18 protein-coding genes and 3 pseudogenes are annotated in these 25,585 nt (G+C 67.9%); 19 read left to right on the plus strand and 2 right to left on the minus strand.

The annotated features are described in order from the left end of the window. Positions 1-2 precede the first annotated feature (2 nt). The 3 genes and pseudogenes from CLG85_RS21290 to CLG85_RS21300 all read left to right on the plus strand — a co-directional run bounded on the left by CLG85_RS21290 (position 3) and on the right by CLG85_RS21300 (position 4,777). Complete coding sequence (locus CLG85_RS21290; protein WP_095883537.1) at positions 3-1,100, plus strand: ABC transporter ATP-binding protein; 1,098 nt, start codon at positions 3-5, stop codon at positions 1,098-1,100. A 403-nt stretch (positions 1,101-1,503) separates the two neighbouring features. Further along, positions 1,504-3,216 carry a type I secretion protein gene (locus CLG85_RS21295; RefSeq protein ID WP_095883536.1) on the plus strand — a complete coding sequence of 571 codons (1,713 nt, stop codon included), beginning with the start codon at positions 1,504-1,506 and terminating at the stop codon, positions 3,214-3,216. 276 nt (positions 3,217-3,492) lie between these two features. Further along, positions 3,493-4,777, plus strand: a pseudogene (locus CLG85_RS21300) (NAD(P)/FAD-dependent oxidoreductase). Between the two features lie 44 nt (positions 4,778-4,821). Here the strand turns inward: CLG85_RS21300 and amaB are convergent. Then, positions 4,822-6,342, minus strand: a complete 1,521-nt coding sequence (amaB, locus tag CLG85_RS21305) for an L-piperidine-6-carboxylate dehydrogenase (protein WP_260349965.1) — start codon at positions 6,340-6,342, stop codon at positions 4,822-4,824. 93 nt (positions 6,343-6,435) lie between these two features. Here amaB and CLG85_RS21310 point away from each other — a divergent pair, with 93 nt between their 5' ends. The 16 genes and pseudogenes from CLG85_RS21310 to CLG85_RS21385 all read left to right on the plus strand — a co-directional run bounded on the left by CLG85_RS21310 (position 6,436) and on the right by CLG85_RS21385 (position 25,329). Then, entirely contained in the window at positions 6,436-7,395 is a 960-nt protein-coding gene (locus CLG85_RS21310) for a LysR family transcriptional regulator (protein ID WP_235865327.1), read from the plus strand. Between the two features lie 633 nt (positions 7,396-8,028). Beyond that, a complete protein-coding gene (locus CLG85_RS21315; RefSeq protein WP_260349966.1) occupies positions 8,029-8,505 on the plus strand; it encodes a hypothetical protein in 477 nt (158 codons plus the stop codon). Then, a complete protein-coding gene (locus CLG85_RS21320) occupies positions 8,495-8,755 on the plus strand; it encodes a response regulator transcription factor (RefSeq protein WP_260349967.1) in 261 nt (86 codons plus the stop codon). The genes CLG85_RS21315 and CLG85_RS21320 overlap by 11 nt, the downstream gene beginning before the upstream one ends. 313 nt (positions 8,756-9,068) lie before the next feature. Continuing rightward, a complete protein-coding gene (locus CLG85_RS21325) occupies positions 9,069-10,388 on the plus strand; it encodes a nucleotide sugar dehydrogenase (protein ID WP_260349968.1) in 1,320 nt (439 codons plus the stop codon). 6 nt (positions 10,389-10,394) lie between these two features. After that, complete coding sequence (locus CLG85_RS21330) at positions 10,395-11,897, plus strand: glycosyltransferase (RefSeq protein WP_095881269.1); 1,503 nt, start codon at positions 10,395-10,397, stop codon at positions 11,895-11,897. 503 nt (positions 11,898-12,400) lie between these two features. After that, positions 12,401-13,138 (plus strand): hypothetical protein, encoded by a 738-nt coding sequence (locus CLG85_RS21335; protein WP_260349969.1) that lies wholly within the window; start codon positions 12,401-12,403, stop codon positions 13,136-13,138. Positions 13,139-13,211: 73 nt separating this feature from the next. Next, positions 13,212-14,615, plus strand: coding sequence for a mannose-1-phosphate guanylyltransferase (locus CLG85_RS21340; RefSeq protein ID WP_176476743.1), 1,404 nt, complete (start codon positions 13,212-13,214; stop codon positions 14,613-14,615). After that, positions 14,605-16,071: a right-handed parallel beta-helix repeat-containing protein gene (locus CLG85_RS21345; protein ID WP_260349970.1), complete on the plus strand. Its 1,467-nt coding sequence runs from the start codon at positions 14,605-14,607 to the stop codon at positions 16,069-16,071. The genes CLG85_RS21340 and CLG85_RS21345 overlap by 11 nt, the downstream gene beginning before the upstream one ends. Before the next feature lie 6 nt (positions 16,072-16,077). After that, the gene (locus CLG85_RS21350; protein ID WP_260349971.1) at positions 16,078-17,535 is read left to right on the plus strand and encodes an MBOAT family O-acyltransferase; all 1,458 of its coding nucleotides are present in this window, start codon (positions 16,078-16,080) and stop codon (positions 17,533-17,535) included. A gap of 188 nt (positions 17,536-17,723) precedes the next feature. Continuing rightward, positions 17,724-18,672 (plus strand): annotated as a pseudogene (locus tag CLG85_RS21355) (alginate O-acetyltransferase AlgX-related protein). Beyond that, positions 18,669-19,502: a hypothetical protein gene (locus tag CLG85_RS21360; protein ID WP_095884418.1), complete on the plus strand. Its 834-nt coding sequence runs from the start codon at positions 18,669-18,671 to the stop codon at positions 19,500-19,502. Before CLG85_RS21355 ends, CLG85_RS21360 begins: the two are co-directional and overlap by 4 nt. Next, positions 19,499-20,848 carry an alginate O-acetyltransferase AlgX-related protein gene (locus CLG85_RS21365; protein ID WP_095883669.1) on the plus strand — a complete coding sequence of 450 codons (1,350 nt, stop codon included), beginning with the start codon at positions 19,499-19,501 and terminating at the stop codon, positions 20,846-20,848. The genes CLG85_RS21360 and CLG85_RS21365 overlap by 4 nt, the downstream gene beginning before the upstream one ends. Further along, positions 20,845-21,495, plus strand: a complete 651-nt coding sequence (locus CLG85_RS21370) for an alginate O-acetyltransferase AlgF (protein ID WP_095883670.1) — start codon at positions 20,845-20,847, stop codon at positions 21,493-21,495. Before CLG85_RS21365 ends, CLG85_RS21370 begins: the two co-directional genes overlap by 4 nt. Positions 21,496-21,511: 16 nt before the next feature. Then, on the plus strand, positions 21,512-21,778 hold the full coding sequence (locus tag CLG85_RS21375; RefSeq protein ID WP_260349972.1) for a hypothetical protein: 267 nt from the start codon (positions 21,512-21,514) through the stop codon (positions 21,776-21,778). Continuing rightward, entirely contained in the window at positions 21,741-24,290 is a 2,550-nt protein-coding gene (locus CLG85_RS21380) for a tetratricopeptide repeat protein (RefSeq protein ID WP_260349973.1), read from the plus strand. Before CLG85_RS21375 ends, CLG85_RS21380 begins: the two co-directional genes overlap by 38 nt. 1 nt (position 24,291) lies before the next feature. Continuing rightward, complete coding sequence (locus CLG85_RS21385; RefSeq protein WP_095883672.1) at positions 24,292-25,329, plus strand: alginate lyase family protein; 1,038 nt, start codon at positions 24,292-24,294, stop codon at positions 25,327-25,329. A 71-nt stretch (positions 25,330-25,400) separates the two neighbouring features. On the opposite strand, the pseudogene CLG85_RS21390 reads toward CLG85_RS21385, so the two are convergent. After that, a pseudogene (locus CLG85_RS21390) lies at positions 25,401-25,585 on the minus strand (hypothetical protein); the annotation flags it as partial.

Below are 25,585 nucleotides of genomic sequence, written 5' to 3' on the forward strand. Positions count from 1 at the left end.
CCATGGCTCCGATCCTCGATATCCAGCACCTCTACAAGAACTACGGCGCGACCGAGATCCTCAAGGACATCAACGTCTCGATCGAACCGGGCGATTTCCTCGTGCTCGTCGGCCCCTCGGGCTGCGGCAAGTCCACGCTGCTCAACTGCATCGCCGGGCTCGAACCGATCACCGGCGGCACGCTGAAGATCGGCGGCGAGGACATGACCCATGTCTCGCCCAAGGACCGCGACATCGCCATGGTGTTCCAGTCCTACGCGCTCTACCCGACGATGAGCGTCGCCAAGAACATCACCTTCGGCATGAAGGTGCGCGGCGTCGACCAGGCGACGCAGGACCGCAAGCTCGCCGAGGTTGCTCGCCAGCTGCAGATCGAGCCGCTGCTCAAGCGCCGTCCCGGCCAGCTTTCGGGCGGCCAGCGGCAGCGTGTGGCCATGGGCCGGGCGCTGGTGCGCGATCCCAAGCTGTTCCTGTTCGACGAGCCGCTGTCGAACCTCGACGCCAAGCTGCGGGTCGAGATGCGCACCGAGATCAAGTCGCTGCACCAGCGGCTCGGCGCGTCGATGGTCTACGTGACCCACGACCAGATCGAGGCGATGACGCTGGCCACCAAGATCGTCGTCATGAAGGGCGGCGTGATCCAGCAGATCGGCACCCCGGCCGAGATCTACAACAAGCCTGCAAACCTCTTCGTCGCGGACTTCATGGGCTCGCCGGCGATGAACCTGATCCCGGCCAAAGCGCGCGCCAATGGCGTCGGCACCAAGCTTGAGATCGCCCGCGACGGCGCCGAGCCGATCGTGCTGACCGACACCCGCGCCACCAACCTGCCCGAGGACGTCATCCTCGGCCTGCGCCCCGAGGACATCTCGGAGCCCGGCTACCGCTCGGGCGAGTCGGTGCAGCAGGCGCAGTGCAAGGTCGAGATCGTCGAGCCCGCGGGCGCGGATACCTACGTGATGACCACGCTCGGCGGCAAGCAGATCACCGCGCGGCTCCATGCGGAGACCGCGGCGGCCCCGGGCGCGGCGCATACTTTCGCCTTCGATCTCGGCAAGGTCTCCTACTTCAACCCCGGCACCGGCGAGCGCATCCTCTGAGCGTCGGCCGGGGGCGCCCGGCACCCAATGCATGACGCGCGCGGCGGCAGACCCCTGTCGCCGCGCGTTTCTTTTGCCGCACCACCCGGCCCGGGCCTCCGGCAGAACCCCGCCCATTCTCCCATGGACCGGGGGATCGCGCTTGCGCGGAGGGAGGTGGCTATCTACCGTCGAAGGCAGGGCGCAGGTGGGTTTCGCGCCGCGTAAGCCACTTTCATTGAGATATTTCCGATCACGACCGCGCCGCGGATTTCGCGGCCTCCCCTGTTTCGACGCTTGAGACGAGTGCTGCACGGTGGTCCGCTTGTGGATCCGCCAGAGCCTTTCCGTACCCGGCCCCGGCCGGTCCAGCGCCAGTTCCCCGGTTTCCCGCTCCCCCCCGCGCCGCCACCCGGAGGACGGCATGCCCCTTGCCCTGCCAGCGGATGTCACCGTGACCGGCGTGCCCGCCGGGGCGGCGCTCTTTGGCGGCAACATCCTCGCGCCCCGCACGGCGATGACCGGCGAAGGCTCTTATGCCGAGGCGATCGCGGCGCTCAATGTCACCGGGCTGCGCTACCCGGGCGGCTCCCTCACGGAATACTATTTCGATCTCGCCGAGCCCGATGCCGCCACCGCGAGCCACGCTGAAACCGGGGCCGAGACCGCCTTCATCCCGCTGTCGGAGTTCATGGCCTATGCAGGTCAGGCGGGCCACGCGGTGACCCTCGTGCTGCCGACCCGCGACCAACTGTCGGGTGCGGTGGACGCGACCGGCAATCGCCTGCCGCAGATCGACGAGGAGGTGCTCCGCGACTTCGTGCACGACCTTGCATCCGGCACCTACGGCGAGGCGGAGATTGCCGCGCTGGAGATCGGCAACGAGTACTGGGGGTCGGGCGAGATGACGGCGGTGGAATATGGCCGGCTGGCGGCGCGGATGGCCGAGATCATCGCCGACGAGCTGGCGCTGGTGGCCGAGGTGATGGGGACCGACACAAGCGAGATCCGCGTGCTGGCACAGATGGGCCAGAACTACGGGGTTTCGAGGATCTCCGACGGCTACGCGGGCTGGGAGGCCGAGGAGATCATCGCCGACCTGGCGCAGACCTATCCGGGGGCCGGGCTCACCGGGGCCAATATTCGCGGCAATGGCGAGGTGAACTGGTCCGAGGTTACCAACGCGCTCGTTCGCATGGGTTTCGAGACCGAGGCGCAGCAGGAGGCGCTCGACGGGGTGATCGCCCATGTCTACGCACGCGGCACCGAGGACAGCCGGTCCTACGATCTCGACACGATCCACGACACATGGCTCGCGCAGGAGGGGTTCGAACATCTCGAGGTGCATGTCACTGAATGGAACCTCAAATCCTCGGACAACCTCGATGCGGAGTCGGACTATGGGCTGCTGCAGGCGCAGGAGATGCTGGAGATCGTCGAGGAGTTCCTCGAGGCGGGCGTGGACCAGGCCCATGTCTGGCCACTGATCCAGAACACCGCGAACGCGCTTTCGACGGGGGTCAGCTTTGAAGCGATCACCGTGCCCGGCGAGATGTTCGCCATGATGGCCGCGGCGCTTCCCGGCAAGGCACTGCTCGATTTCACCCCGGGCGGCGCCAGCGGCACCGAGGCGCAGGATGCGGGGCTCGACGTGCACGGCTTCGCAGGTGCGGGGGATCTTGTGCTTTACGTCACTTCTCACGCGGGGGAAGTCGGCGTCACCGACCTCGATCTGTCCGGCCTTCTGACCGGCTTTGCCGGAATGGAGATCACCCTGCTCGGCGTTGCCGAAGGGGAGCTTCCCGGCGATGCAGGCGCCACGCCGAGGCTCGAAACGCGCGACCCGGGGGAGCTCTACGGGGACGGGCTGCTCGAGGTCGCCCTCGCACCCCACGAAATCCTGCAGGTGGTGATCCGGGACGTGGCCCCGACCGAGGCTTTCGCCCCGATCCTTGCCGGGATCGATGCCGAGGCTGGCGACACCGCGCCCGAGGCGGTCCTGCCCCTGATCGATCTGGCCGAATCCGAAGATGCCGAGCCGCCTGCAGCGGACGACGACACGCAGGAGGACAGCGGCTGGGGCAACCTCGGCTTTCTCCTCGCGCTTCTGCCATTGGCCGGGCTGCTCGCAGGCTGAGCACCTGCCAGAGGGGCGCCACCCTACCAAGCTCGGACCGCCTCCGGCCACGATGTTGATGCCTGCAAGAGGCCCGCGCCCGCCTTTTCTTCTAGGCGCAAATATCCCGGGGAGCTCGGCGCGCAGCGCCGGGCGGGGCGGAGCCCCATCCTGCGCCGCCCGGGCCACCATGCGCCGCGCGTGTCGGCCCATGCGCAAACGGCACTGGACGCCGGCGGAGGCTCTGGCCAAGAATGGCCCCGCGGCCAAAGAGGCCACGAGGACCGGGCTGAAAACATGGAAGAATTCCCCAAGGGCAACCTCTGGCATGCCAGCGTCTCCGAAGCGGTCGTGGCGCCTCCGCTCGACGGTGATCTCGATGTCGAACTGGCGGTGATCGGCGGCGGCTTCACCGGCTGCGCGGCGGCGCTCGAAGCGGCGCGCCGCGGCGCCAGCGTGGCGCTGCTCGAGGCGCGGGAGATCGGCCATGGGGGCTCGGGACGGAACGTCGGGCTGGTCAACGCCGGGCTCTGGCTGCCGCCGGACCAGATCCTCGCGCAGATGGGCGAGACCGAGGGGCGGCGGCTGATCGAGGTTCTGGGCGGGGCCCCGGCGCGGGTCTTCGGGCTGATCGAACGCGAGGGGATCGCCTGCGAGGCGACGCGGAACGGCACGCTGCACCTCGCGCATGCGGCCTCGGGGGCGGAGGATCTCGCTTCGCGCCACCGGCAGGGCAACCGGGTCGGTGCGCCGGTGCAACTTCTCGACGCTGCCGAAACCGCGCGGCGCACCGGGTCCGAGGCCTTTCACGGTGCGCTGCTCGATCCGCGCGCGGGCACGGTGCAGCCGCTGGCCTATTGCCGCGGGTTGGCGCGGGCCGCGCAGGCGGCGGGCGCAAGGCTGCATGGGAGCACGAAGGTCACAGGGCTGTCGCGCTCGGGCAACGGCTGGGAGGTCCGCGCGGGCGGCCACCGGGTCCGGGCCGGGGCCGTGCTGATGGCGACCAATGCCTATCACGAGGGTTTCTCGGACCCGTTCCGCCCGTCTTACGTCGCGGTGCACTACAGCCAGTTCGCCACCGCGCCTTTGCCGGAAGAGATGCGCGCGCGGATCCTGCCGGGGGGGCGAGGGCTGTTGGGATACGGCGCTGGTTATGTCCTCTTTCCGCATGGATCAGGCCGGGCGCATGATCCTCGGCGCCATGGGCGACGCCGAGGGGCCGGGCGGTAGCGTGCATGCGGGATGGGCGCGGCGCAAGCTGGCGCAGGTCTATCCCGAACTGGCGGATGTGCCCTTCGAGCATGCCTGGCAGGGGCGGATCGCGATGACCAGTGACCATGTACCCAAGGTGGTGCGCTTCGGGCCTTCGGCGCTGTCGATTTTCGGCTACTCCGGCCGCGGCATCGCGCCGGGGACGGTTTTTGGCACCGCCGCTGCCGTGGCGCTGCTCGAGGGGCGCGAGACCGGGCTGCCGGTGGCGGCGATCGACGGCTACGCCGAGCGCTTCATCGGGCTGCGCGGCGCCTACTACGAGGCCGGGGCGACGCTGACCCATGCGCTGAAGCCGGGGCCTATGGGGTAGGGCGAAAGGCAAAAGGCCGGGCGGTGGACGCCCGGCCTAGCGCTTCAGTCGATATCGAAGACCACGCCCTGGGCCAGAGGCAGCTCCGAGGAGTAGTTGATCGTGTTGGTTGCCCGCCGCATGTAGGCGCGCCAGGCGTCCGAGCCGCTCTCGCGCCCGCCGCCGGTCTCCTTCTCGCCCCCGAAGGCGCCGCCGATCTCGGCCCCCGAGGTGCCGATATTGACGTTGGCGATGCCGCAGTCCGAGCCGCGCGCCGACAGGAACGTCTCCATCTCGCGCAGGTCGGTGGTGAAGATCGACGAGCTGAGCCCGCCGCCGACGGCGTTGTGCTCCTCCAGAACCTCGTCGAAGTCGCTGTATTTCATCACGTAGAGGATCGGCGCGAAGGTCTCGCGCAGCACCGGGCCGGCCTGTTCGGGCATTTCCACCAGCGCGGGCTTCACGTAATAGGCAGCCTCGCTTTCCACCGGTTCGCGCTGACCGCCGTGCACGGTGCCGCCAAGCTCAACCGCCTCCCTCAGCGCGGCCTGCATGCTCTCGAAGGCGGCCTTGTCGATGAGCGGCCCGACCAGCGCCTGAGTTTCCAACGGGTTGCCGACAGTGACGCTGGCATAGGCCTTGCGCAGCGCCGGGACGAGCTGGTCATAGGCGCTCTCGTGGACGAAGAGCCGGCGCATGGTGGTGCAGCGCTGGCCGGCGGTGCCCATGGCGCCGAAGGCGATGGCGCGCAGGGCCATGTCCATGTCGGCCGTGGGGCAGACGATCCCCGCGTTGTTGCCGCCGAGCTCGAGAATGCACTTGCCGAAGCGCGCCGCCACCTTCGGCCCGACAATGCGGCCCATGCGGGTCGATCCGGTGGCCGAGATCAATGCCACCTTGGGACTGTCCACCAGCGCTTCGCCCAGCTCCGGCCCGCCGACCAGCACTTGACTCAGCCCTTCGGGCGCGTCGCCGAAGCGGGCAAGCGCACGCTCCAGCACCGCCTGGCAGGCGAGCGCGGTGAGAGGGGTCTTCTCTGAGGGTTTCCAGATCACCGGATCGCCGCAGACCAGCGCCAGCGCGGCGTTCCAGCACCAGGGGGCGCAGGGGAAATTGAAGGCGGTGATGATCCCGACCACGCCAAGGGGGTGCCAGGTTTCCATCATCCGGTGGCCGGGGCGCTCGGTGGCGATGGTGAGGCCGTAGAGCTGGCGCGACAGGCCGACGGCGAAATCGCAGATGTCGATCATCTCCTGCACCTCGCCAAGACCCTCGGAGGGTGACTTGCCCGCCTCGATCGAGACCATGCGGCCGAGCTCTTCCTTGGCCTTGCGCAGTTCCTCGGCGTAGAGCCGCACCAGCTCGCCGCGGCGCGGGGCAGGCACGAGGCGCCAGGCGCGGAAGGCCCGGGCTGCGGTGTCGATGGCCCCGGCAGCGTCCTTGGCACTGTGGGTCGCGAGCGAGGCGACGATCTCGCCGGTGAGCGGGGAGACGACCTGCAACCCGCCCGCTACGTCGAGCGCGGCGCTGACACCGCAGCGTTCGAGGGTTTCGGCGGTGAGGGCGGGCAGGGGTTTGCTCAGCATGGAGGCCTCCGGGTTTTTTGGTCGACGATAGAATACCAAGCGGGCCGCCGATGCGCATAACGCCAAGTCGGGCTGACCCCATGCGCGTTTGGCATGGTGATCGCCCCTGCCGCGGCCTATCGTGAGCGGCGCATCAACCCGAGGTTAGACGTGCCGCTGCAACGACGCCTGCTTCCCGATATGAAGGTGCTGCAGACCTTCGAGCTTGCCGCCCGACACGGCAATTTTACCCGCGCGGGCGCGGAACTGGCACTGACCCAGAGCGCGGTCAGCCGGCATGTGCGGGACCTCGAGGAGCAGATCGGCAAGCCGCTGTTCGACCGTCTGCGGGGGCGGGTCGTGCTGACCCAGGCCGGGGCCGAGCTGCTGCCCGAGGTGCAGCGCCTGCTGCGCATGGCCGAGAGCACCATGCGCCACGCCACCGCCGGCGCGCAGGGCCAGAGCCTTCTGGCGCTGAACGCGCCGCCGACATTCGCCACGCGCTGGTTGATGCCGCGTCTGCCCGACTTCCTGGCGCGGCACCCGGGGCTGCGGGTGGATGTGAGCACGAACACCGGCGTCTTCGACCTCGGCAGCCGCCAATGCGACCTCGCGTTGCACTTCGGCCAGCCGCTCTGGCCGGGCGGGCAATGCAGCTACCTGTGCAGCGAGATCGTGGTGCCCGTGGCAGGCGGAGCGCTGCGGGATCTCAAGGTTGCGCGGGCCGGGGAACTGCTGGCGCAGCCCAAGCTGCATGTGACCACCCGCGCGACAATGTGGGGCGAGTGGTTCGCCAGTCAGGGGCTGGAGGCGGCCGATGCGCAGGGTGGCCACTGGTTCGACGAATTCGCGCTCAGCATCGAGGCGGTGAGGGCCGGGCTCGGCATCGCGCTGCTGCCGCGCTACCTGATCGAGGCGGAGTTGGAACGCGGCGAGCTGTGCATCGTTCTGGACGCGCCTCTGAGCACCGAACAGGCCTGGTACATCGTCGCGCCGGAGGGGCGGGGCGACAAGGCGGCGGCCTTCGCGGATTGGCTATTGGGGCAGGTTTCCTTCCGCCCGCTGGTCGGGTGAGCGGGTTTGATTAATCTTTTGTAAACAGGCGCTTCCCGCATCGTCCCGACGACCCTCCGAGCCATGCGTCGTATGCAAGGCGGGTCTTCCCTTTCGGCAGTGGTGCTGCGGCGCAGCAAGTGGCATCAATGGCTCATCGGCACCACGCAGTGCCGAGGAATTTTCTAGAGGCTCTCCTCCTCCTCCCTGAGCCTCGGAAATCGGCGACGGCCCTTCTCCTCCTCCCTTGGGTCGTCGCCACCCTTCCTTCCCCCCCCGAGACGTTCTCAAGCCAGCAGATCTGCATGCGCTTCTGCATTGGTGCGCGAAGTCCCGACCGTTGGGCTGCCGGCGGCGTGTGCTGATGTGATGCACGATCCAGTCGACGCGCGTACGACGCTCCGGCGAGATGCCCCGGCTCCGATGTTTTTTTGGAGCGCAAGCGGCGCGATACAGCAGACGCCAGAGGATTGACTTGACAGCACCGACCCATTGTTGCTGCAATCTAGGGGTGTTTTATCGAAAAATTTATACAACCAAAAACTGCACCCTTTCTGCCGTGCTGATAGCACGTGTGAGGTTTTCTTTCTTCAGTTCATTTTACGCAGGCGCGTGAAATAAACGCGCAACTCTCATGATTTCACCCAGGGGACGATGGATGAGATTGATCACATGTTTGAAGACACTTATTCGAAGCGCCTCGCGAACAAAGAAGATGCGGCGCACTCCATATTCTTGGACAAGCGGCTTGTCGGTTTGGTCGACAGAAGTGCGGCCATGTGTTCTGCATTGGCCTCGCAATTGAATGACGCAGAGGAATTCGAGTGTCGAGAATTCATTCTTGGAGATTTAGAAATTCTTGATGTGGTATTGAAGTTCCGACCGGCCATTCTTATTATAGACCCTCTCGAATTTGGGCCGCCAAATAAATCTAATTGGGCTGAGGTCGTTGGCGAAATAAAGCGGGCGAGCCCGGACACAAAGCTTCTTGGATATACGCTCAGGGTCGACGGCGAGACGCTTCGCGTCGCGATCGAGGCGGATTTGCATGGGTGCGTCGGTAGGAATTCGGATCTCCTCCAGCTCAAGATCGCGATTGCGGCCATCCTGTCCGGGGGGGATGTATTTTGATCCCGGGTTCGTGCCGCTGCTGTCGCGGATCCTCGGCACGCGCAAGGCGGGGGCCGACGGCCTGAGCGAGCGGGAGCGGCAGGTCGTGAGCCGCGTTGCGAAAGGCCAGAACGCCAAGGAGATCGGCAGCGCCCTCTCGATCAGCGCCAAGACTGTCGAAACTTACAAGGCGCGGGCGCAGACTAAGCTCGGGTTGCGCAGCCGTGCCGAGCTCGTGGATTACGCGCTGTCGCAGGGGCTCTGGAGCTGAAGCGGCACCGGCTCTCTCTCCGGCAACTGCGCATCCGGCGCAACGCGACCCGAGGTGGCCAGAGCACGTTCCATGCCGCGCCCTCCCTCCCATGAAATGAAATCACTGCGGACGCCGGCAGGCGTCCGCCGCAGTTTGCCGTGATCGCGCGCCACGGAGACATCAGTGAGGCACCGGTTCCCGTGGGGCTTGCTCGCAAGGCCCGCAAAGTCGGGAGGATGCCTACAGGTGTAGGCATCCTCCCGACTGTATCCGGCTATCTTTGGCCTTCACGCTGCGAACATCGGTTCCCTTTGCAGTCCAAGAGGTACAGATGGCCAGGATCAGCGTGTTCGGAATAGGCTATGTCGGTGTTGTCGCAGCTGCCTGTCTGGCCAAGGCCGGGCACCAAGTCGTGGCCGTGGACGTGGACCAAGCCAGGATCGATGTGATCAACGCTGGGAAGTCGCCCATCGTGGAAAAGGGCCTCGCCGCGCTCGTGGCAGAGACCGTGGACTCGGGCCGGCTGTCGGCGACCCGCTCCGTCGCCGAGGCCATCTCGGGAACCGAGGCTTCTTTTGTCTGTGTCGGCACGCCCTCCGGTGCCGACGGTGCGGTCGGGCTGATCTACATCGAGCAGGTTTGCAAGGCGATCGGCGCGGCTCTGGCGGAAAAGGACGGATTTCATTCGGTCATCCTGCGCTCGACGATTGTCCCCGGTACCTGCGAAAGAACCTGCATTCCGCTGCTTGAGAAATACTCGGGCAAGACCGCGGGAGAGGATTTCGGTGTAGGGTATTACCCGGAATTTCTCCGGGAAAGCACGGCGATAGAAGACTATCATGATCCCGGCTTGATCGTATTCGGATCTCTTGATGCACACACCGAGGCGCTTTTGCGCGAGATCAACATGGGAATGGATTGCACGGTTCACTCCGTGGATCTGCGCACTGCCGAGATGGTGAAATACACGTCGAATGCCTGGCGCGCGGTGAAGGTCTCCTTCGCCAACGAGATTGGGAATATCTCGAAGTCCTGTGGTCTGGACGGGCAGACGGTTATGGAAATTCTCTGTTCGGATCACAAGGTTGCCATCTCCCCTTATTTCATGCGCCCCGGATTTGCCTTTGGCGGATCCTGTCTGCCCAAGGACATCCGGGCCCTGCGCCATCTCGCGATGACAAATGGCGTGACGACCCCGGTTCTGGCGGCGGTGGAGGAGGCGAACGCCGAGCAGATCGCCCGGGCCGAGACTCTCGTCACCGAGGCCAAGGCCCGCCGCGTCGGGATGGTCGGGGTCAGTTTCAAGGCAGGAACCGACGATCTGCGCGAAAGTCCGCTTGCGGAACTCGCCGCAAGGTTGATCCGCTCCGGCGTGTCGGTCGAGATCTACGACCCGTTCGTCTTCGAGGCCTTCGCCGCGGGCAATGCCACGGCCGGACGCGGCAATGCGACGGTGCCGGATCTGGAGTCCCGGCTGGTCGGCAGCCTCGAAGTGCTGCTCGAAAGGTCCGATGCGATCGTCGTGGGCAACCTCTACAAGGAGGCGCTGCCCTCGCTTGCCAGGGCCGCCGGCCGGACGCCGATGATCGACCTGACGCGGCTGGACCGCAGCCTGGTCTCGGGCGGCGGCTACAGCGGGATCTGCTGGTAGCGCGCCATGTTGGGACATGTTGCCTATCTGTCGGTCATCGTCATTCTCGGCGGCGCCGTGACCAGCGACATGCTGGGCCGGGCTGGGGCGCCGGCGCTGGTGGTCGGAGTCCTGGGTATGTGGCGCTATTCCTGGGCCGCGCTGAATTTTCTGCGCGCGATCTATTTCCGCCGGGTGGTCCATCCGCGCCGCAAGGCGCGGGCGCAGGCGCGCTTCGCCGACGCGCGGCATCCAGTGCATGCCTTCTTCCTGGTCACCTCCTACGGCATCGATCCCGAGGTCACCATCCAGGTCTACCGGTCGATCTTCCGCGCCGCCGCGCGGGCGCGTGACGGGGCAACGATCGTCGCTTCGGTGGTCGAGGGGGCAGATGCGCGGCTGATCCGCCAGGTGTTCGAACAAGCGTTCGGACAGGTGGTTGGACCGGAGGGAGGTGCCGGCGCAGGCGGGTCGCAAGGGGTGCGGCTCATCGTCGATCGCATCCGCGGCACAGGCAAGCGCGACGCGATGGCGCGCTCGCTCCGGATCATCGCGCGGCACTGCCCGTCGTCGCGGGACATCGTGGTCTTCGTCGATGGCGACTCCTGCGTGCCCGAGACGCTCGTCGCCGAGGCAGCGCCGTGGTTCACCGACCAAAGCGTCGGAGCGCTGACCACCGACGAGGCGGTCGACATCCCGCGGCCCGGCCTCTTCCGCGACTGGTTCCGTCTGCGCTTCGACCAGCGGCAGATGATGATGTGCTCGATGGGCCTGTCGAACCGGGTGCTGACGCTGACCGGGCGCATGTCGGTGTTCCGCGCAGACCTGGCCACCGATCCGGGGTTCATCGAGATGGTGCACGCGGACTTCATAGATCACTGGCGGCTGGGGCGGGTGAACTTCCTCACCGGCGACGACAAGTCGACCTGGTTTTGGCTGCTGCGCCAGGGCTACGAGATGATCTACCTGCCGGACGTGCGCTCGGTCTCCGCCGAGAGCCAGCCGCGGTCCGGATTCCTCGAGTCCGCCTCGGTGCTGATGGTGCGCTGGTTCGGCAACATGCTGCGGACCAACGGCCGGGCGCTGAAGCTGTCGCCGTGGCGGATCGGCCTGTTCACCTGGTGGTCGATCCTCGACCAGAGGGTGTCGATCTGGACCACCTTGTCGGGGCCGATCCTGGCGCTGACCGCGGCCTTGGCCTTCGACATGGCGGTGCTGCCGGCCTATGTCGCCTGGGTCATGCTGACCCGTTACGTCTTCTGCTGGGGGATCGCGGGGTTCCGCGGGCGCCTGGGATTTCCGATCAGCTACGCCTTCCTCCTCTATTTCAACCAGCTCTTCGGCGCGCTGGTGAAGAGCTTCGTCTTCTTTCGCCTCGACCGGCAGAAATGGACCCGCCAGGCCTCGGCCCAAGGTGGCGGGCGCGCCGGCCTCGCCGAGCGGCTGGTCGCGGCAGGCTCGCTGCATGTCCATGCCCTGACGATGGGCTGGCTGACGGTGGGCCTGTTCTGGTTCGCCGGTCTCTTCTGAGACCGGTGCCGATGGGTGTGTGATCCGGCGCGGCAGTGTGGCGCCGGCCAGAGCCGAGAAAACCGCGCCCCGGGGCGTGCCCGGAGACCTGGCCCAGGGGCGACACCCTGGGGTGAGCAAGGACCGAACCATGGCCACGAGCGAACCGACCCACAACCTGCCCACCGGCTTTGCCCATGACGGCGAGCACCCGCTGGTGCAGATGCCCTTCACCGTGCTGATCGGCACCCGCCAACTGCGGGGCGAGAGCCTGTCTCTGACCCGCGCCCATGCCGGCGGGCTGATGCCGCGCAGCAGCGAGGAGCGGGTGACCCCCATGACCCTGCGCTTCGATCTCGAGGGGTTCTCGGTCAGCCTCTATCTCGATGCGCGGATCACGGCGGACCCGTCCGAGGACGGTCGCGTGGTTCTGCATTTCACCGATCCCACCGGCGCGCATCTGCCGCCGCTGCGCTACCTCCTCAACAGCTACATCGCCGGTGACGTGGTCTCGGTCGGGGGGGATGCTGGGCTACACCGGCCCGGTCTCGTTCAAGTCCAAGCCCGCCGCGGTGGTGCAGCCGGCGCTGCACCGGGTGGCGGGGCTGGGGCGGCGGGGGTTGGTGATGGGGTTGACCGCCGCGCTGGCGATCGTCGCGGCGGGCATCGTGCACGAGCGGCTGGTCTACGCCTACGAGCCGCGCCCGGTCATCCTCACCGAGGGTGGCCAGACCATGCGCGCCACCGCGGCGGGTCAGCTCTCCTACGTCGATCCCGACGCGCAGTTCGGCGAGGTGGTCTATTCGATCCTCGCCAATTCCGGCGACCTGCTGAGCGTGAAGATGCCCTGCGACTGCCGCATCGCCCCGCTCGAGGCCTTTGCCAGCGGCGCGACGGTGCTGCCGGGCACGCCGCTGCTCGACCTGCTGCAAAGCGAGGGCACGCTGACCGCCAGCACCGAGATCACCTTCGAGGGCAGCGCCCGCGCACTGGCGGGCGACGGCGCCCAGCTTGTGCTGCAGGATGGCAGGGTGGTGCCGGTGACGCTGGAGCTGCTGCCGGCGCCGGGCGCCGGGGCGGCGCTGCAACCGGTGCGGATCAACCTCCCCGGGAGTGCTGACCTCGAGCGCGGCAGCTCCGCCCGCCTGCGCTTCAAACGCCAGCTCCTGCCCGCACCGCTCGCCGCGGGATTGGCGGTGATCGGCCGGGGCCTGTCGATGGGTGGCGGAGCCAAGGCGGAGGAGAACCCCGATGCGCGATGAGGGACCCCTGCCGGATGTCCTCCCGACCGGCCCGGCGGCTGATGCAGCGCGCAGGGAAGAAAGGGACAAGGACATGTCACGGGTCGTTCCCGTCGTCCTCTGCGGGGGCATCGGCGCACGGCTCTGGCCGATGTCTCGGAGCCAGAGCCCCAAGCAGTTCCACCCCGTCGCCGATGCGGGCTCGCTGACTTTCTTCCAGAGCACGGTCCAGCGGCACCGCGCCGGCTGCTACGCCGATCCGGTCGTGGTCACCGCGACACCACATGTGCAGACCGTCCTGCGCCAGCTCGCCGGGCTGCAATGCGAGGGGCGGCTGATCGTCGAGCCCTTCGCGCGCAACACCGGCCCGGCGGTTCTCGCCGCCGCGCTGGAAATCGCGGCAGAAGATCCCGACCGGCTGATGCTCGTGCTGCCTTCGGACCACGTGATCTCGGGCGACTTCGACAGCATCGTTGCCGACGCGCGCAAGGCGGCCGAAGACGGGCGGATCGTGCTTTTCGGGATCACCCCGGCCTACCCGGAAACGGGCTATGGCTACATCGTCGACGGTGGCATCTTCCGGCATAACGCGGCGCTGCGGCGGGTGGCGAAATTCGTCGAGAAACCTCCGAGGGAGCAGGCCGAGGCGCTGATTACCTCCGGCAGCGCCTATTGGGCGTCGGGGATATCGCTCTTTGCGGCGCGCACGATCATCGACGAGTTCCGCAGGATCGATCCGAAGACCTTCGCGGCGGTGAGCCTTGCCTTCGAGAACGGCATCCGCAAGGCCGGACAGGTGCATCTCGGCGGCGAGGCCTTCCGCCATGCGCGCGCCGAACCGACCGAACGCATCATCTTCGAGCATTCCCCGCATGTGATCCTCGCCCCGGCGGATATCACCTGGAGCGACGTGGGCTCGTGGACCTCGGTGCATGGCGTCGGCCAGCAAGACGAGAAGGGCAACGTCTTTCATGGCGACGTGATCGCCACCGACACCGAGAACGCGCTGGTCCGCGCCGGGGATCGCCTGGTGGCACTGGTCGGCGTTCCCGAGGTCATCGTGATCGACACGCCCGACGCGCTTCTGGTGACCCGCAGGGGGCGCTGCCAGGACGTGCAGAAGGTGGTCGAGCTGCTGCGCCGCAGCCAGCGCCTCGAAGCCAGCCGCCACAAGCGGCGCGAGCATGAGTGGGGCCGGAGCATGAGCCTGTTGCGCTCGGGCGGCCTCGACATGGTGATGCTGACGATCAACTCGGGCACTTCGGTCAACATCGACCCCGAACCCGGGCGCAAGCTGATCGTCACGCGCGGGACGATCGAGATGTTCGATGGGCCATGGCGGCGCAGCGTCGGGCAGGGCGAGCACGTCACGCTCGACAACCTCCAGCCCTGCCGGTTGGTGAACGCCGGCGCGCAGGAGGCGGAGGCGCTGCTGATGACCCTGCGGCCGACCTTGATGCTCGCGGCGCAGGCAGGGGTGTCGCACCATGTCTCCTGACCGCTCCCCGGTCGCGGCGCTGCTGCTGGCGCTGTGCATCCTGCTGACGGGTCCGGCGGCCGCGCAGGAGGTGCCGGGAGATGAGGCGGAGCGGATCGAGGCGCGCTACATGGGCCTTCGGGCACAACTGAGCGACCTGCAGGATCCGCGCGACCTGCACTCCCGCCTCGGCGTCGATCTCTCTCCGTCGCCCGGCGGCCCGCAGGCCAAGGTCGAATTGTTCGACCTGCGGCTGGCGCTGGCGCAGATGGCGCTGGTGGTGGGCACCAACGACCAGCTCACCGTGCTGCGGGCGCAGCCGCAGGGGCGGCTTGTGGCGATTTCGCTGCGCGAGGGCAGCATCGACGCGGACAGGCTGCTCTCCGAGGCGCGCCGGCTCGACCCGGCGGCAGTGGTCGAGGGAGCCATGGCCTACCCGGTGCTGGTGCAACAGGGGGCAACGCTGCGCATCGAGGATGGGGCGGTGCTGGCGCTCGACCGCGGTGCCGGCGCCTTCGTGGTGAACCTCGGCCGGCTCGAGCTGGCGGCGGGCGGCATCGTCGCCCGCGGCGCGGTCAATGCCAGCGCCCATGAGTTTGCCCCCTTCGTGGTTACCGCCGGCACCGGGGTCCTGCAGGCAGAGGCGGCGCTCTTCTCGGGGCTTGGCTTCGGGCGGACTCCCAGCTTTTCCGGCCTCGCGGTGATCGTCAGCGGCCTCTACCGCCCGAGCGAGCCCTCGGTGCTGCGCGCCTCGCTTCTGCGCGATCTCAACGCGGTGCGCTTCGTGATGACCAAGGACAGCGCGATCTCGGACAACATCTTCGTCGATGCGCGCAGCACGGCGCTGGAATTGCGCGGAACGTCGGGAGCGCGGCTTTCCGGCAATCTCTTTGTCGATGGGGCCGGCGATGCGATCCGGCTCAGCGACGGCGCGCGCGCAACGCGCCTCGAAAGGACCGAGATATACCGCCCGGCGCTGAACGGGATCCGCCTGCGGGGCGCCAGCAACGGCACGCTGGTCCGCGACACGCTGGTCTGGCAGGCGGGCAAGAGCGCCCTGTCGGTCAGCCGGTCGGATTGCACCTCGGTCGAGGGGCTGCGGGCCATCGCGTCAGGCCAGAAGGGGCTGGCGCTGCGCCAGGCGCGCGCCTCGCGCATCACCGGCAGCACGATCGCGGGTTCGGGCAGTTCCGGTCTCTACGTCACGCAGCAGCCCGAAGGCACCGTGCTCGATCTCGAGGGCAACCGCTTTTCCGCCAACCGTGTGGGGATCGACACCGCCGCCCCGGCGCGGCTGGTGCTGAGCGCGAATGATTTCTCGGACCAGTTTCCCCGCTTCCTGGACGGCGACGTGCAGGACGGCAGCGCCGCGCTGATGGCCGACCTGTCGGGGCGACAACCGCTGGTCCTGGCCGCCGGGGGCACCGACGCGCGCTTCCTGCCGCCGCCGGACTGCGCGGCATCGGACGAGGGGTGACCGGCCATGGTATTTTCCTCCGAGACCTTCCTGTTCCTCTTCCTGCCGCTCTTCCTCGTGGCTTATTTCGCGGTGCCCTGGCGCTTCAAGTCGCTGGTGATCCTCGCCGGATCCTATCTCTTCTACGCCTGGTGGCGGCTGGACTTCCTCGGGCTTCTTTTTGCAACCACGCTCTTTGCCTATCTCGTCGGGCAGAGGATCGCGCGGCATCGCGACACGGCGCGGGGCAGGCTCTGGCTCGCCGTGGGGATGATCGGCTGCCTCGGCGTGCTGGGGGTGTTCAAGTACCTGAACTTCTTCATCGACAGCTTTGCCACGCTGCTCGGCACCGACGCCGCGGGGGTGGGCGTGCATTGGCGGCTGATCCTGCCGATCGGCATTTCCTTCTACATTTTCCAGGCGCTCAGCTACCTGATCGACGTCTGGAGGGGCGACGCGCGGGCGGATGCGAAATTCGTCGATTTCGCCGCCTTCATCGCGCTTTTCCCGCAGCTCATCGCCGGGCCGATCCTGCGCTACAAAGACCTCGAGGACCAGTTTCGCAGCCGGACCCATTCGCTCGATCTCTTTTCCGAGGGCATGGCGCGCTTTCTCGTCGGCCTCGGCAAGAAGGTGCTGCTGGCCGATGCGGTGGCGCCGCTCGCGGATCTCGCGTTCAACGGCAGCGGCGAGGTCGGCCTGCTGCTCGCCTGGGCGGGGGCAGGGGCCTACATGCTGCAGCTCTACTTCGACTTCTCGGGCTATTCCGACATGGCGATCGGGCTCGGCAAGATGATGGGCTTCCACTTCCCCGAGAACTTCCTTTTTCCCTACATCAGCCGCTCGATCACCGAGTTCTGGCGGCGATGGCACATTTCGCTTTCGACCTGGCTGCGCGACTACCTCTACATCTCGCTCGGGGGCAACCGCCTTGGCCGGGCGAGGACCTACGCCAACCTGATGGCGGTCATGGTGCTGGGCGGACTGTGGCACGGGGCGAACTGGACCTTCGTGCTCTGGGGGCTCTGGCACGGCTGCCTGCTGGCGCTGGAGCGCGCCACCGGCCACGACCGCCGCGCGGCGGGACTGGTCTGGTCGCTGCCGCTCACCCTGCTGCTCGTGTTGCTTGGCTGGGTCATGTTCCGGGCCGCGAACGTGGGGCAGGGCTTCGAAATCTACGCCGCGATGCTGGGGGCGAACGGGCTCTGGGGCGATCCGGCCCTGTGGCACGCGCTGACCCGTGAAAGCCTTGCCCTCACCGGCATCGCCGCGCTGGTCGCCTGGATGGAGCCCCGCCTTGCCGAACGCCGCGAGGGGCAGGCGGCCCTCGGCGGGCAGCCCCTGCAACCGGGCGGGGGTATGCGGGTGATCGGCGGCGTCGCGGCGCAGGCGCTGACCGCGACCCTGCTGCTCGGCCTCGGGGTTCTCACCGTGCTGAAGCTTTCCGAGCAGAGCTTCTCTCCCTTTCTCTACTTCCAGTTCTGAGGCCCGCCATGTCGTTCCCCCACTCGGTCAATTTCGCGCTGAAGCTGGTCGTGCCCGTGGCTTTCTTCGGCTACGCGGCGGCGGCGAACATGGCGCTGGTTCTGGGACCCGCGACCGCCCTGCCGCAGCACGCGGGGCTCGGGCGGCATGGAATGACGCAGGAGATCGACACGCTTTACCGCGAGGGCATGCCGCACCGGGACCTGGCGATCCGTCTCATCGGCGCGGCCCGCTACCTGCTGCTGAACGAGGGCCGCCCCGGGGTCGCGGTCGGGGCAGGCGGCGTGCTGTTCACCGACGAAGAGCTGCGCCAGCCCGCGGCGGCGGGTGCCGCCTATGCCGCCGCGCTGGACGAGATCGTGCGCAGCGCCGAGGCCCTGCGCGCGAGCGGCACCGAGCTCATCGTCGTCCCGGTTCCGGCCAAGCTCGACCTTCTGGCCGCGCAGGGCCCCGACCCGGCTCTCTCGGAAGAGCTGCATCGCTTCTACGACAGGTTCCGCGCCGACCTCACAGATCGGGAAATCCCAACGGTCGACAGCCGGTCCGCGCTGGCGGCACTGGCGGCGCCCTTCCTCGCCACCGACACCCATTGGACGCCGGGGGGGCGCCCGGGCCGTGGCGGTGCGGATCGCGGCGCAACCGGGGCTGACCGGCAGCGCGCAGTTCACACAGGTGCCGGGGGCGGAGGTCCGCTTCACCGGCGATCTCGTGTCCTATGTCACCTCCGGCGAACTGGCGCCGCTTGTCGGCCTCTCTGCCGAACGCGTGACCCCCTACGAGGCCGTCTCCATACCCTCGGGGCAGGAGGCCGCGCTGGACCTCTTCGGCGAAGCGGGCGCGGGCGAGGTGGTCGATCTCGTGGGCACTTCCTATTCCGCCAACCCCAACTGGAGCTTTGCCGAGGCGCTGAAGCTGGAGCTGGGCCGCGACGTGATCAACTACGCAACCGAGGGGCAGGGACCCTTCGTGCCGATGCGGGACTACCTGCAAAAGCGCGCTCCCGAGACCGCTGCAACCACGGTCCTGTGGGAAATTCCGCTGCGCTACCTGCTCGACCCCGAGCTGCCCGAGACGCTGGCAGCGGAGGCGGGCCCCGAGGCGCAGTCCCTTGAGTTGGCCGAGGAGGGCGGGACATGACGCGCCTGCTGCACGTCCTGCCATTGCCGCTGCGCCAGCTTGGCCATCTCGCGCTCTTTGCCCTTCTGCTGCCGGCGACGGTGGCCCGGGCAGCGGAGGGCAGCCTGAACACCGGCGTCGCGGTCTATCGCGGTGCGGCGGCGACCCAGGTCGACGTCACCATGGTGCGGGGCATCACCCGCTCCGACCAGTTACCGCCGCATCTACTGGCGGTCCGCAAGCGCCTGTCACGCGGCGCCTACGTCCGGTTCGCCCAGCTGCGCGATCTCGCGGATCACCGCGACGGCAATGCGGCCTTCCAGCTCGCAAACCGGCTTGACCTCGACGCGCGCCCCGACCTTGCCGCGGACATCGCCCATTACTACGCAATCGCCGCGGTGACCGGCAGCGGTGGCGCCATCTTCGGCTTTATCGCGGCGCTGGACCGGGTGGACCCCGGCACCACTTCCCCGGGCCGTCTCGAGGTGCTGAAGAATGCGCTGCTCGCCTATGCCATCGCCGGCAGTTCCGCCGCCACCGAGGCGCTGATCCGCCACCACGTGAGCGGCACCCCCTTCGGCCCGATGCAGGACGAGCTCGAGGCGCTGGCCCGCCGCGAGGGCGCGCCGGGGGCCGATGCCGCCGCGCTGCAGCTCGCCAGCGAGATCCTGCAGGACAAGGCCGCCACAGCCGGCGACCTGCGCCGCGCCCGGGGGTTTCTCGAGGCGGCCGGCCGGGGCAGCAGCCTGCGCCAGCGGTTGATCGTGCAGAACCTAGGCCCGGTGGTTGATACCCGTCTCTCCGAGGCGGTCTCGCTGGCCTTGCTGACGCTAAGGGAGGGACCCCGATGAGCGGCCTGTCCAAAGGGGTGCTGCTTGCCACGGCGCTGATCGCCGCCACCGGCATCCCCGCGCTCGCGGGCGAGAGCGCCTATGGCTGTACGGGGCTCGAACGCAACCGCGACCTGCCCAGCATCGAGGGGCGGGACGGGGTGTTCTTCCGCATCAATGCCGACCTCCGCATGAACCACCCCTTCTCGCAAGGTGTCGTCGACGGTCTGGCGCAACTGTCGCGGGCGCTGGAGCGCCGGGGGACCACGCTGATCTTCGTGGCGATCCCGACCAAGAGCGTGTCGATGCCGGACTACCTGCCCCCAGAGGCGGCGCTCTACGGGTTCGATCTGGAGGTCGCCACCGAGGTGCATCTGGACATCCAGCGCCGGCTCGCTGCGGCAGGCGTGGTCACTACGGACATCCGAGAGGCGCTTCTGAACGCCGAGCCGGGGCAGCTTCCGTTCTTCGGCACCGATTTCCACTGGTCTGCTTATGGCGCGGACCTCGGCGCCCGCGCCATCGCCGATGTGATACGCGCGCAGCCGGCCTATTCCGCCCTCGCCAAGACCGAGCACGAGACGGTCAGGATCGGCCATGAACCCTCCTTCTCGGGGATGCGGCGCATCCTGCAGGCGCTCTGTACCGAGACCCTGCCGGAGCCGGAGACCGACACATTCGAGACCACAGTGGCGCAGCTCGACCTCGTGCCCGAAAAGGATGTGGGCGGCATGCTCGATCTTTTCGGAACCGAGACGGAGACCCTCGATATCGCGCTCGTCGGCACCTCCTTTTCGGACTCACCGATCAACAACTTCCCGGGGTTCATCGCGCAGCACAGCGACCTCGAGGTTGTCAATTACGCGATCACCGGGGGCAACCAGTTCGGCGCGATCACCTCTTATCTTACCTCCGAGGAGTTCGAGGAGGCGCCGCCGGTGTTCCTCGTCTGGGAGAACCCGATCTACAACAACCTCGCGCAATACGGGGACCAGCCGATGCGCGAGCTGATCGCGGCGGCCAGCGGGAACTGTACCACGCGGATCGCCTCGGAGGTCTCGCAGGACCGTAGGTTGCTGCACGCCGATCTCGGCGGGCTGGGGCTCGGGCCGGCGGACACGCTGTTTCTGGACACCAACGGATCGACCGCGCTGGAGGTCGAGTTCCGCTTCCGCTCGGCGGCGGGATCGGAGCGCAAGAAGGTCCTGCACCGCAGCGAGCGCATGCGTCGCTCTGGCCGGTTCTACATGCCGCTCTCCGGGCTCTGGCCCGAGGGTGCGGACGGGATCGAGATATCCCTGTCCGCGCCGCTCGGCGGCGATCCCGCCCTATATACCTGCACGACCCCCTCGGAGGACAAATCATGATCACGCGCCGTCTTTTCCTTGCCGGAGGGAGCGCCGCCGCTCTCTTCGCCTCGATTGCCAGCATTGCGCCCAGTGCCGCGCGGTCCGGGGATGAAGGTCTCTACCGGGATGTGTTCGACCCGGACTCGAGCTTCATCCGCATCCTCGCGCCGGGCCAGAGCTTTGCCGCGGTGGATGGCAAGACGATCCGGGATTTCACCTCGGGCCTCTCGGGCTACGTGAACGTCATGCCGGGGCCGATCACCGTCTCCTTCTCGGCAAGCTCGATCGACTTCGTCGTGGCCCCCAGCTCGCATTACACCGTGGTTGTTCCTGCGCAGGGCGAGCCTCTGGTGACGCAGGACATGCTCGAGATGAGCCCGGCGAAATGCGATGTGACCGTGTTCAACCTGACGCCTCAGCCGGCGCTGAGCCTCTACGTGCCGCTGGCCAAGGCGGTGGCGATCGACAATCTCGAGCCGGTGGAATCCCGGTCGGTCGCACTGAAGGCCCCGCTGACGCTCGACTTGGAGCTGCGCGACGGATCGCAGGCGCTTGCCACCATCGCGGCGGTCGAGCTCAAGCGCAAGACCGGGGTGACCATCGTGCTGACCGAGCTCGACGGCACCTATTCCGCCGCCGCGGTGCCGAATTTCTACATTCGCTGAGAGACGGAGCGCGCCCATGCCCCCGATGCAGACCGCCGCCGCCGCGATGCGATGCCTTGCCCTGGCGCTCGGCATGGCCCTCGGGCTGCTTGGCGGCCCGTCGTGGGGAAGGACGCTCGACCTCGAATTCCGGCCACCGGATCTCGACATCGACCCGATCTGCGTCGCCCGCCCCCCCGGACGAGGAGACAACCGCCTTCTGGGGGGCGTGGAACGCCGAGGCGCTGCCCGACTGGGAAACCGCGATGGTGCGCCGCGACCTCTCGCGGCTCATGCAGATTGACCCGGCGCGCTGGTTCGACACGGCGATGGCCATGATCGCACGCCTCGAGGAACGCGACCCGAGGTTCCTGGGGCAGAACGCGCTTCTGGCCCGGATCACGGTGATGGAGGCGGCCGGGCGCTTCGAGGAGCTGATGAGGAGCGGCATGGTCCCGCGGCTCGCGGGTTATGGCGACACGCTCTCGGCGGGCAGCCGTACGGCATTGGCGCGCTTCTACCGCGACGGCATCGGCGTTGCGCGCGACGTGGCGCAGGCGGATGCACTGCTGATCTCGGCGGGCTATGCGGGCAACGCCGATGCGTTGCTGACGCTCTCGTCGATGGTGCTCGCGGGCGAGGCGCCCGCGGCCTGGGACGTGCCGCTCGAACTGGCGGTGACCATGGCCTTCGGTGCCCTGGTGGGCGAGCTGAACACCACCATCTGCGACCGCACCGCCCGCATCGCCCGCGAGTACCATTCGGGCGAGATCGTCACCAAGTCGCCGCAGCTTGCGCATGACTGGTTCCGCTTCACCGCCGATCTCGGCGATGCCCACGCGGCCTGGAAGGTGGTCGAGTACCACCTTGAGGCCGAGGGCTTCGCGAAATCGAACGATCTGTTGCTGAAATACCTGCGGCAGGCTGCCGACGCTGGGCTGCCCTACGCAGAGATCGAACTGGGCCGGCAATACGAGAGCGGGGCGCTGCTGCCGCACGACCTGAACCAGGCGCTCGAGCTCTACGAGCGCGCCGCGGTCGATGGCGCGCGGGCGGGGCTGACACGGGTGGCGCTCTTCCTGGAGTTGCACGCCGCGGACTTTCCCGACAAGCGGCCGCGCCGGCTGGAAGCCTTGCGCGCGCTGGTCGCGCTCGAGGATGCCCCGGGTTGGGCCTTCACCCGCCTCGCCACGGCGGTGCTCAAGGACAAGGGACGCTGGGCCGGGGCTGCTGAGGCGAGGGTGCTGCTGGAAGAGGCGGTGAAACACGAGGATCTCGACGGGACGGTGAGCCTTGCCGAGCTGCTTCTGGCACAGCCCGAAAGCCCCGGCGACTTCGACCGGGCGGTGGATTTGCTGTCGCGCGCGGTCTCGGTCAGCGGCGGGGTTACGCCGCTCAAGGTGCTGTCCTCGGCCTTTGCCTGCCGGGCGCCGGACGCGCCGCGCATGCAGGAGGCGGCCTATTGGGCCGAGCTGGAACGCGCAACCGACACCGCCAATCTCGACCTGCCCGGCGCGAAACTGGTGTCGCTCTCGCCACGGAGCGATCCGCTGGTCTTCGCGGTGTTGCAGTCCCACGCGCTTTACGGCCGCCCGTCCGCGGTGGCGGGCTGGTTGAAGCTGCTCGAGAAAGACCCGGCGACAACCGGCGAGATGCGCGCCTTCTGGCTGGAATATTCCAAGCGCTACGGCCTGGTGAGCGATGCGCTGATGAAGCTGGATCTCGAGCTGGACGGCCGCCGCGATGCGATGCTGGATGAGGCCCGGCAGCTGCGCAACGTCTATGCCAGGTCAGGTCCGTCAACGGCGCTCATGCTCGCGGAGATGCTGCTGGGCGGCGCGCCGGGCGATGCTCCGCTGCAGCGGATGGAAGAGCAGGCCGAGGCCCTCGAGCTGCTCGAGGGCCCGGCGGAGCAGGGCATGGGCCGGGCGATGCAGCTCATGGCCGACCATGCCCGCACCGCGGTGGAGCGTCAGGAGATCTTCGAGCGCTACCGCGAGGTGATCGCAAGGGACGGGGATTTCGAGGCCATTCTCTTTGCCGTGCCCTTCGTTGCGCCCGGCGCGGAGCGGACGCGCTACCTCGCGCGGGCCAAGGGGATCATGACCTGCGACTACAAGAGCGCTATCTCGATGGCCAACGTGTCGATCCTGACCGGCGAGCGCGAGACGGCGGAGCATTGGATCGAGGTGGCCACGCAGTTGCTCGGCGACAACGCCTGGGCGATGACGGACCTTGCCAAAACCGTGCTGGCGCTCGGCAAGCCGGGGGCCCTGCCTGCGGCGGTGGCACTGCTGACCCGGGCGCGGGCGATGGGCGATCAGACCGCGAGCCGGACCCTCTTCGAGCTGGCCATCGCCAGCGGCACCGACAGCTACGATCCGCAGAAGGCAGCCGAAATGCTCACCGAGGCCTCGGCCAACGCCGAGTACGAACTGCTGGCAGGGTTTCTGGCGCGGCTAAGGCGCGCGGATGATCGGGTTCGGGTGTTTATCGGGCAGATGCTCGACATGTCAGACCTCTATCGCAGGGCGGCCGAAAGCGGCGATCTGATCTCGATGCGCAGCTACGGTCTCTACCTGCAGGACACCGCCATATCTCCGGCGCAGCTTGCCGAGGCGAGCGACTGGCTGCGCCGCGCTGCCGAGGGCGGGGACACTGCGGCGATGTCCGAATACGGCGAGGCGTTGGCCTTCGGGATCGGCGTGGCTCCGAACCCGGATCAGGCGATCCACTGGCTCGAACGCGCCGCGGCGCAGGGCAACCAGCGCGCGGCGGGGATCACCCGTCTTGTGCGGATGAGCGGGGGAGGCTGAGATGCGCCGGATCTCTCTGCTCCCCACGGTGCCATTTCTGTTTCTCTCCGCAGTCCCGGCGCTGGCCGAAGGCTGCCCCGGCGCGCCCGAGCCGGTTGTGACCCTCGACTACGGCAGCCGTTACGCCGAGGACGACCCGTCGCGCTCCTCCATCGACACGGAAAGCAACGCGGCGGTGAACCGGGCGCTGAGACCGATCGACGCCTTCATCCGGGACCTCGTGGCGCAGTCCAACGCGGTGCTGGCAGAAGGGGAGGACAGCGCACAACAGGCCGACTGCGTGCTCTCGCGCATTGCCGCTTGGGCCGAGGCCGACGCGCTCTCGGACCTCGGCAGCTTCACCGCGCGGCTGTCGGTGGGGGCCCGGCTGGCGGGGATCGCGGAAAGCTACCGGCAGGTCCGGCCCCTTGCCACCGACCTCAAGGCCGCCGCCGGGATCGAGGATTGGCTGACTCGGCGCAGCGCCGAGCAGATCGACTTCTGGGAGAAGGAGGCGACCTCGGGCGCCCGCACCGGCAACCTGCGGGCCTGGGCGGCGCTGGCGGTGCTGCTGACCGGCGAGGTCACCCGCAACGACATGCAGATCGGTTGGGCCTCGGCCTCGGCGGTGCGGATCCTCTGCACGGCGCGGCCCGACGGCAGCCTGCCGCAGGAAACCAAGCGCGGTGGCTACGGGCTGCACTACCAGTTCCACGCGATCGCGCCGCTAGTCACCATCGCGGCGCATCTCGACCGTCTGGGCCAGCCGATCACCGAGAGCTGCGACGCGGCCCTCGAGCGCGCCGTGGGCTACGCGCTGTCGGACTACGCGGCGAAGGGGGCGCTCACCGAGGCCTATTCCGGCAAGCCCCAGTCCTACTTCGACGGCACGGAAACCCTGCAGCCGCACGAGCTTGCATGGCTCGTGGCTTACCGCGCGCTGTTCCCGCAGTCCGACATCGCCAGCCCGCTTCCCAGAAACGAGCCGCTAATCAACTCCAAGCTCGGAGGCGACCAGCGGCTGCTCTGGAAGGACGGCGGCCAAGGTGAGCTGCCGTGACTGCGCGCCCGCAATGCCCGGATGTGCCCGAGTGTGAACTCACGCCGAAGCGCAGAGTCTTATTTCCTGTTTTATATCAGTCGGTCCTGGATATCCACGAGCTTGGCTTCGAAGACCTCGGCAGGCGTTCGGTAGCCCAGGCATTTGCGGGGCGTCGCGTTGACGCGCTGGCAAATCGACCTCAAGTATCGATTTGTCAGCGGTCGCCATCGGATGCGCCATCGGTCCGAGCGACGATGGCGACGGCTCGGTCGAG

This window comes from Alloyangia mangrovi (assembly GCF_002300555.2).
GTDB classification, from domain to species: Bacteria; Pseudomonadota; Alphaproteobacteria; order Rhodobacterales; family Rhodobacteraceae; genus Salipiger; species Salipiger mangrovi.

Coding starts and splice junctions, on each gene's coding strand:
- CLG85_RS21290 (WP_095883537.1), top strand. CDS start 3: ATGGCTCCGATCCTCGATATCCAGCACCTCTACAAGAACTACGGCGCG.
- CLG85_RS21295 (WP_095883536.1), top strand. CDS start 1,504: ATGCCCCTTGCCCTGCCAGCGGATGTCACCGTGACCGGCGTGCCCGCC.
- amaB (WP_260349965.1), bottom strand. CDS start 6,342: ATGCTGAGCAAACCCCTGCCCGCCCTCACCGCCGAAACCCTCGAACGC.
- CLG85_RS21310 (WP_235865327.1), top strand. CDS start 6,436: ATGGTGATCGCCCCTGCCGCGGCCTATCGTGAGCGGCGCATCAACCCG.
- CLG85_RS21315 (WP_260349966.1), top strand. CDS start 8,029: ATGGATGAGATTGATCACATGTTTGAAGACACTTATTCGAAGCGCCTC.
- CLG85_RS21320 (WP_260349967.1), top strand. CDS start 8,495: ATGTATTTTGATCCCGGGTTCGTGCCGCTGCTGTCGCGGATCCTCGGC.
- CLG85_RS21325 (WP_260349968.1), top strand. CDS start 9,069: ATGGCCAGGATCAGCGTGTTCGGAATAGGCTATGTCGGTGTTGTCGCA.
- CLG85_RS21330 (WP_095881269.1), top strand. CDS start 10,395: ATGTTGGGACATGTTGCCTATCTGTCGGTCATCGTCATTCTCGGCGGC.
- CLG85_RS21335 (WP_260349969.1), top strand. CDS start 12,401: ATGCTGGGCTACACCGGCCCGGTCTCGTTCAAGTCCAAGCCCGCCGCG.
- CLG85_RS21340 (WP_176476743.1), top strand. CDS start 13,212: ATGTCACGGGTCGTTCCCGTCGTCCTCTGCGGGGGCATCGGCGCACGG.
- CLG85_RS21345 (WP_260349970.1), top strand. CDS start 14,605: ATGTCTCCTGACCGCTCCCCGGTCGCGGCGCTGCTGCTGGCGCTGTGC.
- CLG85_RS21350 (WP_260349971.1), top strand. CDS start 16,078: ATGGTATTTTCCTCCGAGACCTTCCTGTTCCTCTTCCTGCCGCTCTTC.
- CLG85_RS21360 (WP_095884418.1), top strand. CDS start 18,669: ATGACGCGCCTGCTGCACGTCCTGCCATTGCCGCTGCGCCAGCTTGGC.
- CLG85_RS21365 (WP_095883669.1), top strand. CDS start 19,499: ATGAGCGGCCTGTCCAAAGGGGTGCTGCTTGCCACGGCGCTGATCGCC.
- CLG85_RS21370 (WP_095883670.1), top strand. CDS start 20,845: ATGATCACGCGCCGTCTTTTCCTTGCCGGAGGGAGCGCCGCCGCTCTC.
- CLG85_RS21375 (WP_260349972.1), top strand. CDS start 21,512: ATGCCCCCGATGCAGACCGCCGCCGCCGCGATGCGATGCCTTGCCCTG.
- CLG85_RS21380 (WP_260349973.1), top strand. CDS start 21,741: ATGGTGCGCCGCGACCTCTCGCGGCTCATGCAGATTGACCCGGCGCGC.
- CLG85_RS21385 (WP_095883672.1), top strand. CDS start 24,292: ATGCGCCGGATCTCTCTGCTCCCCACGGTGCCATTTCTGTTTCTCTCC.